This window comes from Pseudomonas helmanticensis (assembly GCF_900182985.1).
In the GTDB taxonomy this organism is placed as follows: Bacteria; Pseudomonadota; Gammaproteobacteria; order Pseudomonadales; family Pseudomonadaceae; genus Aquipseudomonas; species Aquipseudomonas helmanticensis.
In genome coordinates this window covers 2,415,064-2,432,467 of sequence record NZ_FXUY01000001.1, presented here as the reverse complement: position 1 = coordinate 2,432,467, position 17,404 = coordinate 2,415,064, and the positions used below count along the sequence as shown (strand labels likewise).

The 17,404-nt window shown below is 59.3% G+C and carries 13 protein-coding genes and 4 tRNA genes; 10 read left to right on the top strand and 7 right to left on the bottom strand.

Going from position 1 to position 17,404, the window contains the following annotated elements; genetic code table 11:
* Window positions 1-11 precede the first annotated feature (11 nt).
* Together QOL84_RS10695 and QOL84_RS10690 are read right to left on the bottom strand one after the other, a co-directional pair.
* Window positions 12-3,482 carry a hybrid sensor histidine kinase/response regulator gene (locus QOL84_RS10695; protein ID WP_283437189.1) on the bottom strand — a complete coding sequence of 1,157 codons (3,471 nt, stop codon included), beginning with the start codon at window positions 3,480-3,482 and terminating at the stop codon, window positions 12-14.
* Between the two features lie 255 nt (window positions 3,483-3,737).
* Window positions 3,738-4,280 carry a TetR/AcrR family transcriptional regulator gene (locus tag QOL84_RS10690; RefSeq protein WP_283437188.1) on the bottom strand — a complete coding sequence of 181 codons (543 nt, stop codon included), beginning with the start codon at window positions 4,278-4,280 and terminating at the stop codon, window positions 3,738-3,740.
* Window positions 4,281-4,371: 91 nt separating this feature from the next.
* Between QOL84_RS10690 and QOL84_RS10685 the strand changes: the two genes are divergently transcribed.
* The 4 genes from QOL84_RS10685 (at window position 4,372) to QOL84_RS10670 (ending at window position 9,150) form a co-directional block, all read left to right on the top strand.
* Window positions 4,372-5,559 carry an MFS transporter gene (locus QOL84_RS10685; protein ID WP_283437187.1) on the top strand — a complete coding sequence of 396 codons (1,188 nt, stop codon included), beginning with the start codon at window positions 4,372-4,374 and terminating at the stop codon, window positions 5,557-5,559.
* 44 nt (window positions 5,560-5,603) lie between these two features.
* A complete protein-coding gene (locus tag QOL84_RS10680; RefSeq protein ID WP_283437186.1) occupies window positions 5,604-5,915 on the top strand; it encodes a cupin domain-containing protein in 312 nt (103 codons plus the stop codon).
* A 105-nt stretch (window positions 5,916-6,020) separates the two neighbouring features.
* Window positions 6,021-7,172: a TDT family transporter gene (locus tag QOL84_RS10675; protein ID WP_283437185.1), complete on the top strand. Its 1,152-nt coding sequence runs from the start codon at window positions 6,021-6,023 to the stop codon at window positions 7,170-7,172.
* Between the two features lie 103 nt (window positions 7,173-7,275).
* Window positions 7,276-9,150: an MFS transporter gene (locus QOL84_RS10670; RefSeq protein ID WP_283437184.1), complete on the top strand. Its 1,875-nt coding sequence runs from the start codon at window positions 7,276-7,278 to the stop codon at window positions 9,148-9,150.
* A 97-nt stretch (window positions 9,151-9,247) separates the two neighbouring features.
* Here QOL84_RS10670 and sugE read toward each other — a convergent pair whose 3' ends face one another.
* The 3 genes from sugE to rdgC form a co-directional block, all read right to left on the bottom strand.
* A complete protein-coding gene (sugE, locus tag QOL84_RS10665) occupies window positions 9,248-9,562 on the bottom strand; it encodes a quaternary ammonium compound efflux SMR transporter SugE (protein WP_122597317.1) in 315 nt (104 codons plus the stop codon).
* A 119-nt stretch (window positions 9,563-9,681) separates the two neighbouring features.
* Window positions 9,682-10,647 carry a bile acid:sodium symporter family protein gene (locus tag QOL84_RS10660; RefSeq protein ID WP_283437183.1) on the bottom strand — a complete coding sequence of 322 codons (966 nt, stop codon included), beginning with the start codon at window positions 10,645-10,647 and terminating at the stop codon, window positions 9,682-9,684.
* A gap of 148 nt (window positions 10,648-10,795) precedes the next feature.
* Window positions 10,796-11,716 (bottom strand): recombination-associated protein RdgC, encoded by a 921-nt coding sequence (rdgC, locus tag QOL84_RS10655; protein WP_007919763.1) that lies wholly within the window; start codon window positions 11,714-11,716, stop codon window positions 10,796-10,798.
* 159 nt (window positions 11,717-11,875) lie between these two features.
* Between rdgC and QOL84_RS10650 the strand changes: the two genes are divergently transcribed.
* The 4 genes from QOL84_RS10650 (at window position 11,876) to QOL84_RS10635 (ending at window position 12,419) form a co-directional block, all read left to right on the top strand.
* Window positions 11,876-11,951, top strand: a tRNA-Val gene (locus QOL84_RS10650).
* Window positions 11,952-11,970: 19 nt separating this feature from the next.
* A tRNA-Asp gene (locus QOL84_RS10645) sits at window positions 11,971-12,047 on the top strand.
* A 200-nt stretch (window positions 12,048-12,247) separates the two neighbouring features.
* Window positions 12,248-12,323: transfer RNA gene (locus QOL84_RS10640), tRNA-Val, on the top strand.
* A 19-nt stretch (window positions 12,324-12,342) separates the two neighbouring features.
* Window positions 12,343-12,419 (top strand) — tRNA-Asp (locus QOL84_RS10635).
* Window positions 12,420-12,627: 208 nt separating this feature from the next.
* On the opposite strand, the gene QOL84_RS10630 is transcribed toward QOL84_RS10635, so the two are convergent.
* Both QOL84_RS10630 and QOL84_RS10625 read right to left on the bottom strand, forming a co-directional pair.
* Window positions 12,628-13,764 carry a catalase family protein gene (locus QOL84_RS10630; RefSeq protein ID WP_283438646.1) on the bottom strand — a complete coding sequence of 379 codons (1,137 nt, stop codon included), beginning with the start codon at window positions 13,762-13,764 and terminating at the stop codon, window positions 12,628-12,630.
* 29 nt (window positions 13,765-13,793) lie between these two features.
* Window positions 13,794-15,602: a di-heme-cytochrome C peroxidase gene (locus tag QOL84_RS10625; RefSeq protein ID WP_283437182.1), complete on the bottom strand. Its 1,809-nt coding sequence runs from the start codon at window positions 15,600-15,602 to the stop codon at window positions 13,794-13,796.
* Between the two features lie 270 nt (window positions 15,603-15,872).
* Between QOL84_RS10625 and bamJ the strand changes: the two genes are divergently transcribed.
* Together bamJ and QOL84_RS10615 are read left to right on the top strand one after the other, a co-directional pair.
* A complete protein-coding gene (gene bamJ, locus QOL84_RS10620) occupies window positions 15,873-16,592 on the top strand; it encodes a BamJ family beta-barrel-assembly machinery protein (RefSeq protein ID WP_064117321.1) in 720 nt (239 codons plus the stop codon).
* 292 nt (window positions 16,593-16,884) lie between these two features.
* The gene (locus QOL84_RS10615; protein WP_283437181.1) at window positions 16,885-17,340 is read left to right on the top strand and encodes a YkvA family protein; all 456 of its coding nucleotides are present in this window, start codon (window positions 16,885-16,887) and stop codon (window positions 17,338-17,340) included.
* Window positions 17,341-17,404 lie beyond the last annotated feature (64 nt).

The following is a 17,404-nucleotide window of genomic DNA, read 5'->3' as shown; positions in this document are numbered from 1 at the left end:
ATCTTTTGCTTCTAAAGCGGCACATACCGACTCAACAATGCCCGCAACGCCGCCGGTTTCACCGGTTTCGCCAGATAATCCAGCCCCGCCGCATGCACCTGCGCGACAGTCTCCGGTCGCCCATCCGCACTGATCACCACACCCGGTACCGGCTCGCCGAGACTCGTGCGCAACCACGCCATCAGCTCGGTGCCGGTGTCGCCGTGATCCAGGTGATAGTCGACCAGCGCCAACTGCGGGCGCACGCCATCGCTGAGCAATGCCGCGCATTCTTCGCGATTGCGCGCCGTCCATACCTGGCAACCCCAACGACTCAACAAACTGTTCATGCCAATCAAAATGCTGTCTTCATTGTCGATGCACAGCACCCGCGCGCCGCTGTGCAACTTGCCATTCAACTCGACTGTGGCACTCGCCGGCACGGCTTGCGTTGACGCCAATGGCACGCTGACGCTGAACACACTGCCGCGCCCCGGCCATGAACGCACACGCAGCGTGTGGCCGAGCACGCGACACAGACCATCGGCAATCGCCAGGCCCAGCCCGAGACCTTTCTCGGCACGGGTCTGATGACTGTCGAGACGTTTGAATTCTTCGAAAATCACTTGCAGCTTGTCTTCCGGAATACCCGGCCCGCGATCCCACACTTCCAGCGACAATTCTCCCCCGCGTCGCCGTACGCCGAGCAGCACCGGGCCTTTGGCGTAGCGGAATGCGTTGGTCAGGAAGTTCTGCAAAATCCGCCGGAGCAATTTGCTGTCGCTGTCGATGCGCATATGGCTGCTACGCACGCGAAAGTTCAAGCCTTGCTCCTGCGCCAGCGCTTTGAATTCGGCGCCGAGAATGTCGAACAGCTCATTGAGCGCAAACGGCTTGCGATCCGGGTTGATCTTGCCGTTTTCCAGGCGCGAGATGTCCAGCAGATCGCTTATCAGGTCTTCTGCCGAACGCAGCGAACTGTCGAGGTGTTGCACCAGTTTCTGCGCTTCGCTGCTCAAGCCATCGTCCTGATGGGAGAGGGCAGCGGAGAACAGCCGGGCAGCGTTCAGCGGTTGCATCAAGTCATGACTGACTGCCGCGAGGAAGCGGGTTTTAGATTGGTTCGCGGCCTCGGCAGTGCCCTTGGCTTCGGTCAGCGCGACGTTAAGTTGCGACAGCTCCTGCGTGCGTTCGCTGACGCGTTGCTCGAGGCCTTCGTTGGCTTCAGTCAGTGCCTGTTCGGCCTCGCGGAACGCGGTGATGTCAGTGAAACTCATGACGAAACCGCCGCCGGGCATCGGGTTGCCGATCAACTCGATCACCCGGCCGTTGGGGAACAGCCGTTCCGAGGTGTGCGCACGGCCCTGGCGCATCCAGTGCAGGCGGCGAGCGACGTGAACTTCCGCTTCGCCTGGGCCGCACAAACCGCGTTCGGCGTTGTAGCGAATGATGTCGGCAATCGGCCGGCCAACACTGATCAAACCGTCGGGATAATTGAACAGCTCGAGATAACGCCGGTTCCACGCCACCAGTTTCAGCGACTGGTCGACCACGCTGATGCCTTGGGTGATGTTCTCGATCGCGCCTTGCAGCAAGGCGCGATTGAATTGCAGCACTTCCGAGGCTTCGTCGGCGATGCGCACGACGTCCTCCAACTGCATTTCCCGACCTTCGATGGCGGCTTTCACCACCGCGCGGGTCGACGACGCGCCAAGCACGCCGGCCAGCAAGCGTTCGGTGTGGGCGATCCATTCGCCGTCAGCGTTCTGGTTCGGGTTGAAGCCTTTGCCTTGGCGATAAGCGAAACGAATGAAGCTCTGGCGCGCGCGTTCTTCACCGACAAAACGAGCCGCCAGTTGCAGCAGATCGTCGATCTGTACCGCGAGCATCGAGCGAGCACTAGGCCGCGCGCTGATCTCCTGACCGATGAAGCGCCCGGCCTGCCAGTGCTCGGACACCCGCGTACGCGACAACACCGAGACCCACGCAAACAGCGTGAAGTTACCCGCCAGCGACAGCACCACACCTTGGGTCAGCGGGGTGATCGGCAGGTTCAGCGGATTGCTGTGCAGCCATGCGAGGCCAGGGAAACTGCTCAGCGACCAGCCAAGGCTGTGCGCGGCGATCGGCAGAATCAGCGTGTAAAACCACAGGAACGTACCGGCAGCGAGACCGGCAAACACGCCACGGCGGTTGGCCTGTTTCCAGTACAGCGCGCCGAGCATTGCCGGTGCCAATTGGGTGACCGCCGCAAAGGCGATCTGGCCGATGGTCGCCAGGCTGGCCGTCGAGCCGAGCAAGCGGTAGCTGACATACGCCAGCAGCAGAATCACCACGATGCTCACGCGGCGCACCGAGAGCATCCACTGGCGGAACACTTCGAACGGGCGCTCGGCATTGTTGCGCCGCAGCAGCCACGGCAACAGCATGTCGTTGGAGACCATGGTCGACAACGCGACGCTGGCGACGATCACCATGCCGGTGGCCGCCGATGCACCGCCGATAAACGCCAGCATCGCCAGCGCCGGATGCGCTTGCGCGAGCGGCAGGCTGATCACGAACGAGTCAGGCAACACATCGCTGGGCAGCAACATCTGACCGGCCAAAGCGATCGGCACGACAAACAGCGCGGCCAACGCCAGATACGCCGGAAACACCCATTTGGCCAGACGCAGGTCCTGCGGATCGATGTTCTCCACCACGGTGACGTGGAATTGCCGGGGCAGGCAGATGATCGCCATCATCGCCACGCCGGTCTGCACCACCATCGACGGCCAATTGATGGTTTCTTTCCAGTATTCCTCAAGGCGCGGCGCGAGCATCGCTTGATTGAACAGATCGTCGAAACCGTCATACAGGCCATAGGTGACGAAGGCGCCGACGGCGAGAAACGCGAACAGTTTGACCAGCGACTCAAAGGCAATCGCCAGCACCATGCCACGGTGGTGCTCGGTGGCGTCGAGGTTGCGCGTACCGAAGACAATGGTGAACAGCGCCAGCACCAGCGACACGATCAGCGCGGTGTCTTGGGCGCGCGTGCCCATGGCGTCGGCACCGGCGCCGATCAACAGGTTCACCCCGAGGACGATGCCTTTGAGTTGCAAGGCGATGTAGGGGAGGACGCCGACCAGACAGATCAGCGCGACGACCACGGCCAGCGATTGCGATTTGCCGTAGCGTGCGGCGATGAAGTCAGCGATGGAGGTGATGTTCTCCTGTTTGCTGATCATCACCATTTTTTGCAGGACCCACGGCGCACCCACCAACAGCAGGATCGGCCCGAGGTAAATCGGCAGGAATGACCACAGTTGTTCAGCCGCTTGGCCGACCGCACCGAAGAACGTCCAGCTGGTGCAATAAACCGCCAGCGACAGGCTGTACACCCAGGCACGCATGCGCGGCGGCAACGGCGTGCTGCGACGGTCGCCGTAGAAGGCGATGGCGAACATGATGGCCATATAGGCCAGGGCGACGGCGGCGATCAGCCCGCTGGACAACGACATGCAACACTCCCGACAGAAGACTTCCCGGCACTCCTGCCCGGACGGACAGTCTCGCATGCGCGGGGCGGTTAGTCAGTGTCGACCAAGGTCGTGGCGTGGCGGGGTGTCGCAGCTGTGAAACCGGTTGGTTCTGCGTTGAACCGTAGGAGCTGCGGCACGCTGCGATCTTTTGATCTTTTGATCTTTTGATCTTTTGGTCTTTGAAATCAAGATCAAAAGATCGCAGCGTGCCGCAGCTCCTACATGGGATCGGCGTCAGTGCTGATTCAGTGCGATATCGATCAGATAGTGCAGTTCTTCCACTTCAAGTGCCGACGCCGCAAACAGAATCCGGAACACCACCGGCGCCACCACCAGGTTGATCAGCCGATCGACACTCGGCGCGGTTTCATCCGGATGCCGCGCAATGATCGTCTGCAACTGCGCAGCAATGATCGTCACGCAGTACCCCGGCGTAGCGCTCGCCTGCACGTCGCGCATCATGTTGCGCCCGGGCTCGGAGCTCATTTCGTCGAGATACTGTTCCGCCCACGCGCGGATATCGCTGCGCAGGCTGCCGGTTTGCGCCGGCTCGCTGTCGGGGCGCATGCGCGCGAGGGCGACGTCGGCCAGCAATGCCGCGAGATCACCCCAGCGCCGATAAATCGTCGATGGCGTAACCCCCGCGCGCGCGGCAATTTGCGGCACGGTCACGGTTGAGCGCTCCTGCTCTTGCAGAAGCGCGCGGACGGCCGAATGAATCGACTCTTGCACCCTGGCACTGCGACCGCCCGGGCGTAAACCTTCTTTAATTGCCATGCGCCAGACCTTAACACAAAGAATTTGCTTTAAGCGCAAGGCGGTAGCACACTCCGCAAAAGCAAAAAATTAGCTTTTGCGGAGTGTGCCCATGACCAGCCTTGCGTCCAACCGATCCAGCCTGTGGTTTCTGGCGATCACCTTACTCAGCTTTCTCGCCGCGTCCACCGCGCCGACGCCGTTGTATCACCTGTATCAGGATCAACTGCACTTCTCGGCAGCGGTGCTGACGCTGATCTTCGGCGTTTATGCCTTGAGTCTGCTGGCGGCGCTATTAACCGTGGGCTCGCTGTCCGACCACGTCGGGCGCAAACCAGTGATCTTCAGCGCCGTTGTGCTCAATGCACTGGCGATGTTGCTGTTCATCTATGCCGACAGTGTCGCCTGGCTGATCAGCGCTCGTGTCCTGCAGGGTTTCGCTACCGGCATGGCCACGGCGGTGTTGAGTGCGACGCTGCTCGACACTGATCGGCAGCAAGGGCCGTTGATCAACAGCGTCGCCCCTTTGCTGGGAATGGCGCTGGGTGGCATGGGTTGCGGATTGCTCGCCGAATTCGCTCCGGCGCCGCTGCAATTGACCTATTGGTTGTTGCTTGGATTGTTTGTGTTGCAGGGGATTTACGTTTGGCGCTTGCCGGAGAGTGTCTCGCCGCAATCCGGGGCCTGGGCGTCGTTAAAGCCAACGCTGCATGTGCCGACTCAAGCGCGCTCAACCTTGTGGCAAGTGCTGCCGCTGAACACGGCGACCTGGGCGCTCGGCGGTTTTTACGCTTCGCTGGCACCGTCATTGGTGCGCACGGCCACCGGTTCGACGTCCAACTTGATCGGCGGCGCGACCGTGGCGGCGTTGACCGTGACCGGTGCGCTGATGATCTTCACCCTGCGCAATCGCACTGCCCGCCAAGCATTGCGGCTGGGTGCGAGTTTGTTGCCGATCGGCCTGGTACTGATTCTGCTCGGCGTGCACAGCGCCAGCCTGCCGCTGTTTTTCCTCGGCACGCTGGTCGCCGGTTGCGGCTTCGGTGCAGGTTTCCTCGGCGCCGTGCGCAGCCTGGTGCCACTGGCCTTGGCGCATGAGCGGGCGGGTCTGATGTCGGCGTATTACGTGCTCAGTTATCTGGCGTTCTGCCTGCCGGCGTTGCTCGCCGGTTACCTGGCTCGCACCTACGGTTTACTGGCGACCACCGATGGTTACGGCGCCGTGCTGATCGTTTTGGCGGTAGCTGCGTTGTTGCTCAGCCTGCGCGCCAAAGCCGTCAAGGTGTGCAGCGCTTCATGAGTTTGGGTTAGCCTTGCTTCGCCATTCTTCTCACGGATCGACTCATGAAGATTATTCGCAGCAAGAGCTTCACCGCCGACCGCGCCTGGGGCGCGCTGGACATCGCCAACATGAACGGCATCACCACGCGCCTGCACTGGACCGATCAGCCGTACAAATGGCACGTCAACGATGGCGAGGAAGTGTTTGTCGTGCTCGATGGTCAGGTGCAAATGCATTACCGCGAAAACGGCGATGAAAAACAGGTGCAGCTCGACGTTGGCGACATCTTCTATGCCTCGGTCGGCACCGAGCATGTCGCCCACCCACAAGGTGCGGCGCGGATTCTGGTGATCGAAAGCGAAGGCAGCGTGTGAACGTATATCTACAAAACAGATAACAGTTAGAGATATTACCCGTTATATAGATATTCGATTCGGTTCTACCATGGACTCAACCTCACCCGAGGACAGGAGTTCATGATGACTTGCCCCAACAGCGCCAAACCCGGCATCAAGCCGTTCAGCCAACTTCAGCATCCGCGTGAAGTGATCCGCCAATTCACGCCGAACTGGTTCGCCGCGACCATGGGTACCGGCGTGCTGGCCCTGGCACTGGCGCAACTGCCGTTGGCCATTCCCGGCATGCACGCCGTGGCTGAAGGGCTGTGGCTGTTCAACATCCTGTTGTTTGCAGTGTTTACCGTGGCCTATGCGGCACGCTGGATTCTGTTCTTCGACGAAGCTCGGCGAATTTTCGGGCATTCCACTGTGTCGATGTTCTTCGGCACCATCCCCATGGGACTGGCGACCATCATCAACGGCTTTTTGCTGTTCGGTCTGCCGCGCTGGGGGGACGGTGTCATTCATCTCGCCGAAGTGTTGTGGTGGATTGATGTGGCGATGTCGTTGGCCTGCGGCGTGCTGATTCCCTACATGATGTTTACCCGTCAGGAACACAGCATCGATCAGATGACCGCCGTCTGGCTGTTGCCGGTGGTGGCGGCGGAAGTGGCGGCGGCCAGCGGTGGCTTGCTCGCACCGCACCTGACGGACGTCCATTCGCAACTGGTGGTGCTGACGACAAGCTACGTGCTTTGGGCGTTTTCCCTACCTGTGGCGTTCAGCATTCTGACGATCCTGTTGCTGCGTATGGCCTTGCACAAGCTGCCGCATGAAAACATGGCCGCGTCGAGCTGGCTGGCGCTCGGCCCGATCGGTACCGGTGCGCTGGGCATGTTGCTGCTGGGCGGTGATGCACCGGCGATATTTGCTGCGAACGGTTTGCCGGGCATTGGCGAAATCGCCTCGGGTCTGGGCCTGGTGGCCGGCATTACCCTGTGGGGGTTCGGTCTGTGGTGGATGCTGATGGCGTTGCTGATCACCGTGCGCTACCTGCGTGACGGCATTCCGTTCAACCTCGGCTGGTGGGGCTTCACGTTCCCGTTAGGCGTGTATTCTCTGGCGACCCTGAAGCTGGCGAGCGTTCTCAACCTGACGTTTTTCAGTGTTTTCGGCACGGCGCTGGTGACCTTGCTCGCAGTGATGTGGCTGATCGTCGGCAAACGAACCCTGCAAGGCGCGTGGCGCGGCGAACTGTTTGTCTCGCCGTGCATTGCAGGTTTGAAGAAATAACCTGAAAAGTTTAGGTAAGGTGTGGCCTGGATCGCGGTTCGAGATTCCAATAGCAAGTACCCAGGCCTCTCTACCTATTCAAAAAATCAGGAAAACACGGAAGATGAGTCACCCCTCACAGTTCAACCTGCTGCGCACCCGGCGCTTTTTGCCGTTCTTCATTACCCAGTCGCTCGGCGCGTTCAACGACAACGTGTTCAAGCAATCGCTGATCCTGGCCATTCTTTATCGGCTGACCATCGAAGGTGACCGGTCTATCTGGGTCAACCTGTGCGCACTGTTATTTATCCTGCCGTTCTTCCTGTTCTCGGCGCTGGCCGGGCAGTTCGGGGAAAAATTCGCCAAGGACGCGCTGATCCGGCTGATCAAGCTCGGGGAAATCGCGATCATGGCTGTAGGAGCCGTCGGTTTTCTGTTCGATCATCTATCACTGATGCTGGTGGCGCTGTTTGCCATGGGTACGCACTCGGCGTTGTTCGGGCCGGTGAAGTATTCGATCCTGCCGCAGGCATTGCGCGAGGATGAACTGGTCGGCGGCAACGGTCTGGTGGAGATGGGCACGTTTCTGGCGATTCTCGCCGGCACCATCGGCGCCGGGGTGATCATGTCCTCGAGTCATTACGCGCCGCTGGTCTCGACCGCGATTGTCGGCATTGCGGTGCTGGGTTATCTGGCCAGCCGCAGCATTCCTCGTGCCGCCGCCGCGTCGCCGGAAATGCGCCTGGACTGGAACATCTTCAGCCAGTCCTGGGCGACGCTGAAACTCGGTCTGGGCCAGACTCCGGCGGTGTCGCGTTCGATTGTCGGCAACTCGTGGTTCTGGTTCGTCGGGGCGATCTACCTGACGCAGATTCCGGCCTACGCCAAGGAATGGATGCACGGCGATGAGACCGTGGTCACCCTGATCCTGACGGTGTTCTCGGTCGGTATCGCGCTCGGTTCGATGCTGTGCGAGAAGCTTTCCGGGCGTAAGGTCGAGATCGGTCTGGTGCCGTTTGGCTCGTTTGGTCTGACCGTGTTTGGCTTGCTGTTGTGGTGGCATTCCGGTGGAATTCCCGAGAGTGTCACCGGGCATAGCTGGATTGAAGTGCTGGGCTTCGTACACACCTGGGCCGTGCTGATCGACATCCTTGGCCTCGGCATTTTCGGTGGTTTCTATATTGTGCCGCTGTACGCGCTGATCCAGTCGCGCACCGCCGAAAAAGAGCGGGCACGAGTGATCGCGGCCAACAACATTCTCAACGCGCTGTTTATGGTGGTCTCGGCGATTGTTTCGATCGTGTTGCTGAGTGTGGTCAAACTGTCGATCCCGCAACTGTTCCTCGTGGTTTCGCTGCTGAACATTGGCGTTAACGCCTACATCTTCAAGATCGTTCCCGAGTTCAGCATGCGTTTCATGATCTGGCTGCTCAGCCATTCCATGTACCGCGTCGAGCACCGCAACCTTGAAGCGATACCGGACGAAGGTGCGGCATTGCTGGTGTGCAACCACGTGTCGTTCGTCGATGCTTTGCTGATCGGCGGCGCGGTGCGTAGGCCGATTCGTTTTGTCATGTACTACAAGATCTACAACCTGCCGGTGCTGAACTTTATCTTCCGCACGGCGGGGACGATTCCTATCGCGGGACGCCAGGAAGACATCCAGATCTACGAAAAGGCCTTCACGCGGATTGCTCAATACCTGAAGGACGGTGAGCTGGTGTGCATCTTCCCGGAAGGCAAGTTGACCGCTGATGGCGAGATGAACGAGTTCAAGGGCGGGCTGACGCGGATTCTCGAAGAGACCCCGGTGCCGGTGATTCCGCTGGCGTTGCAGGGGTTGTGGGGGAGTTTCTTCAGTCGCGATCCGGACAAGGGCTTGTTTCACCGGTTGTGGTCGCGGGTGACGTTGGTGGCGGGATCTGCGGTGGATGTTGGCGCGGCTGAGCCGGCGAAGTTGCAGGCGTTGGTTGGCGAATTGCGTGGGGCAGTCAGATAGTCGACGACTGTGTGGGCCTCATCGCGAGCAGGCTCACTCCTACATTTTAAACGCGTTCCCCTGTAGGAGTGAGCCTGCTCGCGATAGCGGTAGAGGCCTAGGCGCTGACCTTGAGGCCGATCAACCCGGTGATGATCAACGCCACGCTGGCCAATCGAATCAACGCCATCGACTCGCCAAACAAAATGATCCCGGCAATCACCGTGCCCACGGCACCGACGCCGGTCCAGATCGCGTACGCCGTGCCCAGCGGCAATTCCTTCATCGCCAGGCCGAGCAGGCCAAGGCTGATGGCCATGGCCGCAATGGTCAAAACGGTAGGTAACGGGCGGGTGAAGCCGTCGGTGTATTTCAGGCCGACGGCCCAGCCGACTTCGAACAGGCCGGCGAAAAACAGAATGATCCAGGACATGAGAGACCTCCATCGATTGACGGGGTCGTCCCCAGATTAATGACTCGATCGAGCCGCAGGGTCGTCCCCGCGTTGCGCAATAGTGTGACGAGCATTAATCCGCGGATCAAGTTTGCAGGTCAGTCGGTGGTTTGTTGCGCCAAGGCCTCACGGTCTTCCTTCTCGCTCATGCGGCGGAAATAGGTCGAGAGCAGCGCCCCGGAAATATTGTGCCAAACACTGAACAACGCACTCGGTACCGCCGCCAGTGGCGAGAAGTGTGCGCTGGCCAATGCGGCGCCCAATCCCGAGTTCTGCATGCCGACTTCCAGTGCCAGTGATTTGCGTTGCGCCAGCGGCAGCTTGAACAGCCGACCGGTGAAGTAACCCAGCAAGTACCCGAAGCTGTTGTGCAGCATCACCACGGCCATGATCAACAGGCCGGATTCGGCGATTTTCGCCTGACTGGCGGCGACCACGGCAGTGACGATAATCACGATGCTGACCACCGACACCAGCGGCAACACATCCACGGCATGACGAACCTTGTCACCGAGCAGGCGCTGGGCAACCACGCCGAGAATGATCGGCAACAACACCACTTGCAGGATCGACCAGAACAGCTCCATGAACGACACCGGCAACCACGCCGAAGCCAAGAGCCAGATCAGCGCCGGAGTCAGCAGTGGCGCGAGGAGGGTGGTGACGGCGGCGATGGCGACCGACAGCGCCAGATCGCCGCGCGCCAGCCAGGTCATCACATTGGAAGAGGTGCCGCTCGGGCAGCAGCCAACCAGAATCACCCCGACGGCGATTTCCGCCGGCAGATGAAACACCTGGCAAAGCAACCACGCCACGCCGGGCATGATCACGAAATGGGCAACCACGCCCAGCGCCACACGCCATGGATGGCGCGCGACAGCAGCGAAGTCGTCGAGTTTGAGGGTCAGGCCCATGCCGAACATCACCAGGCCAAGCAGCGGCACGATGGCGCCTTTGAGGCCGAGGAACCACGCTGGTTGCATGAACGCCAATACGGCGAAAATCAGAACCCAGTAAGCGAAGGTATTGCCGACAAAGCGGCTGAGTGCAGCCAGTGCGCGCACGGCTTGGTCCTTATTATTAAATCAACACCACAAAACAAATGTAGGAGTGAGCCTGCTCGCGATGGCGGTCGTTCAGTCAACAGTGGTGTTGAATGTCAGTCCCTCATCGCGAGCAGGCTCACTCCTACAGTTTGGACATCACAAGGGTTTAGATCCCCTGCGGAGTCTCTTCCCCACCCAACGCTTCAACCAGCGCCGGCAGGAAGTCGCCGAACGTCAGCATCATCAGGGTGAAGCTCGCATCCAGTTGCCCCAGAGCCTCATCGCCGCCGTCCTGTTCCGCCTGATCCTGCAACAGATCTTCGAACTTCAGACGCTTGACGGTCATCTTGTCGTCGAGCATGAACGACAACTTGTCCTGCCAGGCCAGCGACAGCTGCGTGACGACTTTGCCAGTGCTCAGGTGCAGCTGGATTTCTTCGCTGGTCAGGTCCTGACGCTTGCAACGGACGATGCCGCCGTCTTCGTGGGTGTCGCGCAGTTCGCACTCGTCCAGTACATAGAAGTCGTCAGCGGCTTTCTGCGTGGTGACCCATTCGGTCATGGTCGCGGTTGGCGACATTTTCACGGTCAGCGGACGGACGGGCAGGGTGCCGATCACTTCACGCAGGGTCGACAGCAGGTCTTCGGCGCGTTTCGGGCTGGCCGAGTTGACCAGGATCAGACCCTGTTTCGGCGCGATGGCGGCGAAGGTCGACGAGCGACGGATAAAGGCGCGCGGCAGGAAGGCCTGGATGATTTCATCCTTGATCTGATCGCGTTCCTTCTTATAGACCTTGCGCATCTGCTCGGCTTCGATCTCTTCGACTTTTTCCTTGACCGCGTCACGCACGACGCTGCCCGGCAGAATGCGTTCTTCTTTACGTGCGGAAATCAGCAGGAAGTCACCGCTGACGTGCACCAGTGGAGCATCTTCGCCTTTGCCGAACGGCGCGACGAAACCGTAGGTGGTCAACTCCTGGCTTGCACATGGACGCGCCAGTTTGGTGGCCAGTGCAGTTTCCAGCGCCTCGGCATCGACAGGCAGGTCTTGGGTCAGGCGATAGATAAGCAGGTTTTTGAACCACATGGGGTGAGTCTCTCCTTTATACAAAGGGGGGCATTATTGTCTTCGCCGCTTCATAGGCCAACCCTTCTCTAAGCCTTTGGAAGGCCTGAGAAAATTATTTAAAAAAGTGCTTGCCAGAGGTTGGGTCGCTCCGTAGAATGCGCGCCACACCGAAGCGAAGGGTGATTAGCTCAGCTGGGAGAGCGTCTGCCTTACAAGCAGAATGTCGGCGGTTCGATCCCGTCATCACCCACCATTCGTTTCAAGTGTTTAGCGCAGCGGTAGTTCAGTCGGTTAGAATACCGGCCTGTCACGCCGGGGGTCGCGGGTTCGAGTCCCGTCCGCTGCGCCATATTCGGTAACCTGGACCACTGAACGCCAGGTCACCACGGAAAAACCCGCTGAAGCGGGTTTTTTTCTGCCTCAAGGTTTGTACAGTTGTACCCGCGGGATGTGTCGTTTTACCGGTTTTCGGATTTATTTGAAAAAAACTTCAATTAAATCAACACTTTACGAAAACTTGTGGCATAATGCGTCCCGTAACGAAGCGAAGGGTGATTAGCTCAGCTGGGAGAGCGTCTGCCTTACAAGCAGAATGTCGGCGGTTCGATCCCGTCATCACCCACCATTCGTTTCAAGCGTTTCGCGCAGCGGTAGTTCAGTCGGTTAGAATACCGGCCTGTCACGCCGGGGGTCGCGGGTTCGAGTCCCGTCCGCTGCGCCATATTCGGAATCTGGAACACTGAACGCCAGAGTCCACAGAAAGCCCGCCTTGTGCGGGCTTTTTGCTGTCTGCGATTCAACGAAATCACCAAAACCTCCTGTAGGAGCTGCGGCACGCTGCGATCCTTTGATCTTGCTTTCAGAAGATCAGAAGATCAGAAAATCGCAGCCTCGTTGCACTCGACAGCTCCTACAGGGGGGCAGCGCAGTTACTGGCTGGCATTCTGGCGATGGCGGTAGTCGCTCACCGCCTCATACACCGCTTTGCGCAAGCGGTTGATCCCGCCAATCGGCCGGTGCGCCTCGATTCCGAACCACGGATTGAACGACAGGTTGTCGCACGCCAGATTCAACGCCGGCGTATCGAAGTCCTGTGGTGGCAGGGTGATCCGCGCCACGGTTTCAAAGGGTGAGTCCTGCTCGCGCCATTCAATACTGGTGTCTTCGACCGGCATGTAGGTGTTCGCATCCTGGCGCTGGATCTGCAGGACGAAACACGCCGGCACCCGATCCGTCGACAACTGCTGATTCAGCGCACTGCGCAGGAAGTTCGGCAGGTCATGATTCTGCTTGGGCAGGGTGTAAAGCCGACAGTTGTCGGGATCCGGCATCACTCGAAACTTCGCATTGGCCTCGCCAAATTTGTAGGGCGATACCGAAAAGTAGGTAGTCCCGGTCGGGCTGTCCGGCGGCGGTGACAGGGTCGCCAGCGCAATGAACAAATGGCGAATCTGCCAGGTACGTGGATCCCAGCCCGGAAAAAACGCCATGACCTTTTTGCCGTCAGCCTGAGCCGCGACATTCTGGCGGTACTCGGCGACATCGCTGACGAAGAAGTTCGGATGGCTGAACATCACGAAATCCTGTTCGCGGCGCTCCTGACGGTCGCCCAGCAGCTGTTTGCCCGACACATCGAGCAATTTGATCGCCATGCCCCGCGCATCACGAATGCTGTCGAATTGCGGGTAGGCATTGCCATTCGAGAGACGAATCATCGCCTGCCAGGTTTTCCCCGGCTCGCTGAATACGCCTTGGCGCAGCGATTGCGCCAGTTCCGGCAGCACGCGCACTTCAGCCTTCACACAGCCATGTGCCTTGGCATGCGCATCGCGCAGATATCGCGTGGGTTCGCGGTGTTGATCGACGATGCGCACCGCCGTCTGGATCACGTCTTGAGTCATCGCCGCTTCACCGGGCGGAATCTGCTCCAGCGTCGACACCGGCCCACGATGCTGCCAGGCAAACCACGCGGTGGCGATGGCCCAGCCGAGCAGGCCGATAACGAGCAGGAGCAGCAGGACTTTGCCGAGCAATCGCCCCAGCCACAACCAGAGCCGGGCAAACATCGGCAGTTCTTTCTTGAAGGTGGGCAGGATCATGGCAATTGCGCCTCCAGTGGGCCGCCGAGGACTTTCAGGTATTCCAGCAACGCCCAGCGTTCTTCGGGTTGCAACAGTCGCCCGATGACGCCATTGCCCCGTGCGCCAGCGCGAAACTCATGACCGCTGTTGTGGTTGCCGCTGATGCGCGTGTCGAACAAAAAGCCATTGGTGAAGGCTTCGGTGCGATAGCCCAGATGCCGTGGATCGTATTCGAAGGTGCCTTTAAAGAACGTGCTCGCGCGTTCATCCTGCGGCGACAGCAACTGATAAATGCTCGGCACCGAACCGTTGTGCAGAAACGGCGCGGTGGCCCAGACGCCAGCCAGTGGCCGTGCCTTGTAGGCGACTTTTTCACGCACGCCGATCGGCAGGCCGAAGCCATCGAGTTCGGGTTTTTCTTCCGGTGTGACTTCGGCTTCGCGATAGGCGCGGTTTTCGACAAATGCAGTGACATAGGCCAGCCCCTTGGCGACCGACAACTGGCTCAGATTCATGGGTTCCTTGGGCGTCGGGTGCAGTTTGACATCCATCTTTTCCAGTTCTTGCAGATCCCATTGCAGCGGCGTCAGGTCGAAACGATGGCTGGCAATGTTGTTGGCAGCGTTGGCATCGGTGCCGATCACATCGACTGGCAACATGTGCAAATGCTGCACCCAGCGCTCGCCTACGCGGGTCTGGCGCGGGACGTGGCAACCAGCGCAGTTCTCACTGAACAGCGCACGGCCCTTGGCAGCCAGTGGCTTGTCGACGGCACCAAACAGATCTTCCGGCCAGGCCGGCGGCTGAAGTTTTTGCAGGGTTTGCTCGATCTTGTGCAAATCGCGCACACGAACGCTGGAGGCGTAGCGCTCGTCGCCTTGCAGGGGCTGACCATTGGCGTCGAAGAAATTCAGGGTAGCGCCGACGCCGAGCGCCTCACCGATATTGCGCGCCATCGGCTGCTGCGCCGAACCGTTCCATTGCACCCAGTCAAACGTCCACATGTCCCACAATTGCGGGTAATCCACCGGCGCATCGGCCACCCGATAGTTGGCGGGAGAAATGGCATCGCCGAAGGTGGCATTGGCGATTCGCCCGAATGCATCGGCGCGCCCCGGGCCTTCTTCGGTCGGATAGAGGCCGCGATGGGTGTCGTTCCAGGCGACTTTGAGGAAGGTGTTCAGCGAGTCTTTGAAGTCCTCGCGCAGTTGCTTATGGCGCGCGTCGTATTCGTCGCCCAATACGTTGCGGGCGAAACGTTCGAATTTCCACGGATTGAAGTACGTCGAGGTCAGACTGGCGACCAATGCTTGTCCGAAACTGCCACCGCGTAATGTAGGAACGCTGGATGGCAACACATGCTGCGCCGTGCCGCCATCAATGCGCACAGCCTGGCCTTTGAAATGCAATTCGCCGGTGTGGCAAGCGGCGCAAGTTATGTCCAGATATTGCTCGGAACTGCCGGGATTCTGATGCCGGGCAAAACCTGGCGGCAGATTGGCCGGGTTATTCGGCGTGGCCCGCTGCTGCGGATCGATCAGAAAACCAAACCGCGCAAGGTACTCGGGGGCGGCGAAACGCTGCTCCGAGAAGGGTAGCTCCAATGCCTGGAACCATTCGTAACGCAGGCCTTTGACCTGAGTGCCTTGGGGCGTGAAGTAATAGGTTTGCCGCTGTTCCTCGCTCCATTGATTCAGGTAATGCACCTGTTGCACGGGGGTGTAGAAGGGCAATTTCGGGTTGGCGACGTAATAGAGAACCACCGCCAGGATAAGTCCCAGCAGCACCACGATCAGGGTCAGAACACGGAATAAGAGGCGCAAGATAAACATCCTTGTCGATTTGTTGCGCTGTTATGCCTGAGCCAGACCCGATGCGGCAAGTGGCCATTACGCCAGATGCTGTGGGAACCGGAGTCTGTTGTTCTCTGGTGCAGATGACAGAAGCTTCATCATGGCTTTAGCCAAATGCGTTTTAATCCCTGAACTTATCGGAAGATTCCTGCTCTCATGCCGGTAGCCATTGGTCGTGGCGGCCTGATAAGCTCGCGGCTTTACTCGATTGCCCTTTCGGCGCATGAACAAGGAAATAGCATGAAACAGCATCGGTTGGCGGCGGCGGTTGCCCTGGTTAGCCTGGTCCTCGCGGGTTGTGATTCGCAGACCAGCGTAGAGCTGAAAACCCCGGCGCAAAAAGCTTCCTACGGTATCGGCCTGAACATGGGCAAGAGCCTTGCTCAGGAAGGCATGGATGATCTGGACTCCAAAGCGGTAGCTCAGGGCATCGAAGATGCCGTCGGCAAGAAAGAACAGAAGCTGAAAGACGAAGAACTGGTCGAAGCCTTCGCTGCGCTGCAAAAACGTGCTGAAGAGCGCATGGCCAAGATGAGCGAAGAGTCGGCATCTGCCGGCAAGAAATTCCTCGAAGAAAACGGCAAGAAAGCCGGTGTGACTACCACGGCTTCCGGCCTGCAGTATGAAGTGGTCAAGAAAGCCGACGGCCCACAGCCTAAACCTACCGACGTAGTGACTGTTCACTACACCGGCAAGCTGACCAACGGCACCGTATTCGACAGCTCCGTCGAGCGCGGCAGCCCGATTGATCTGCCGGTGAGCGGCGTGATTCCGGGTTGGGTTGAAGGTCTGCAACTGATGCACGTTGGCGAGAAGTACAAACTGTACATCCCTAGCGATCTGGCTTACGGCGCACAGTCGCCAAGCCCGGCAATCCCGGCCAACTCGGTTCTGGTCTTTGACCTGGAACTGCTGGCCATCAAGGATCCAGCCAAAGAAGACGCCGCTGCCGCCAAGTAATCGGCCTCGGTTTCAACAACAACGCCTCGCTTATGCGGGGCGTTGTTGCATCTGCTCGTTGGCAAGGGTAAACAGAGCGAACCGATGCCGGTCAGGGGAGTCATAGCTTTGAGGCTGCAGCGCTAGACGCCCTGAGCCGCCAAGTCAATGAAATATTGGGGTTTTTTATGTGAGTAAAAAACGCCCGATCTGAGCGCAGCCCTTATAAAACGGGGCTCTCAGCGCTGAAATGCAGCTCTGTTCACAAGGTTATCCACAATTTGTGTGGATAACATTTCAACGGGAGGAATAGATGAAAGCTCCGTGGAATTTCGCTCGATTCCTGCCCCTGGCTGGCCGACTGCTCGCCCGTGGACGTTTACCGACGTTGCTGTTCGCCGTGGCCAGCAAAGGCGCCGCGCAAGGCAATCGCCTCGGCAAACTCAAGGATGACCTGCGTTTGCTCCAGGCCCTGTGCCTGGCCTACTGGCGTGGTGACTACCGCGCGATCAGTGGCAAAGCGCTGGTCTCGGTAGTGGCGGGGTTGATGTACTTCCTCAGCCCGGTCGATGCCATTCCGGATTTCATCCCGGTGTTCGGCATGCTCGACGACATCGCTGTCCTCGCTTGGGTAATGAAAACCCTCGACGATGAGCTCAACGCTTTCCGTGTTTGGCGAAATCGCCAGCAACCGGAAAAACTTGCCGTGGTTGAACGCCTGCCCGATTCCCCTGAGCAACTTCAACTTCAAGGCCCGAAAAAGCACTGATTCATTCAGCACTGCAACAGATAGATACCCCCCGCGACCTTAGCCGCTGTTAGGATTACACTTC

What these genes read in the sequence shown, in the direction of transcription:
- QOL84_RS10670 (WP_283437184.1), top strand. Translation starts at nt 7,276, where the DNA reads ATGAGTCACCCCTCACAGTTCAACCTGCTGCGCACCCGGCGCTTTTTG.
- sugE (WP_122597317.1), bottom strand. Translation starts at nt 9,562, where the DNA reads ATGTCCTGGATCATTCTGTTTTTCGCCGGCCTGTTCGAAGTCGGCTGG.
- QOL84_RS10615 (WP_283437181.1), top strand. Translation starts at nt 16,885, where the DNA reads ATGAAAGCTCCGTGGAATTTCGCTCGATTCCTGCCCCTGGCTGGCCGA.
- QOL84_RS10675 (WP_283437185.1), top strand. Translation starts at nt 6,021, where the DNA reads ATGACTTGCCCCAACAGCGCCAAACCCGGCATCAAGCCGTTCAGCCAA.
- QOL84_RS10690 (WP_283437188.1), bottom strand. Translation starts at nt 4,280, where the DNA reads ATGGCAATTAAAGAAGGTTTACGCCCGGGCGGTCGCAGTGCCAGGGTG.
- QOL84_RS10630 (WP_283438646.1), bottom strand. Translation starts at nt 13,764, where the DNA reads ATGTTTGCCCGGCTCTGGTTGTGGCTGGGGCGATTGCTCGGCAAAGTC.
- QOL84_RS10685 (WP_283437187.1), top strand. Translation starts at nt 4,372, where the DNA reads ATGACCAGCCTTGCGTCCAACCGATCCAGCCTGTGGTTTCTGGCGATC.
- bamJ (WP_064117321.1), top strand. Translation starts at nt 15,873, where the DNA reads ATGAAACAGCATCGGTTGGCGGCGGCGGTTGCCCTGGTTAGCCTGGTC.
- rdgC (WP_007919763.1), bottom strand. Translation starts at nt 11,716, where the DNA reads ATGTGGTTCAAAAACCTGCTTATCTATCGCCTGACCCAAGACCTGCCT.
- QOL84_RS10695 (WP_283437189.1), bottom strand. Translation starts at nt 3,482, where the DNA reads ATGTCGTTGTCCAGCGGGCTGATCGCCGCCGTCGCCCTGGCCTATATG.
- QOL84_RS10680 (WP_283437186.1), top strand. Translation starts at nt 5,604, where the DNA reads ATGAAGATTATTCGCAGCAAGAGCTTCACCGCCGACCGCGCCTGGGGC.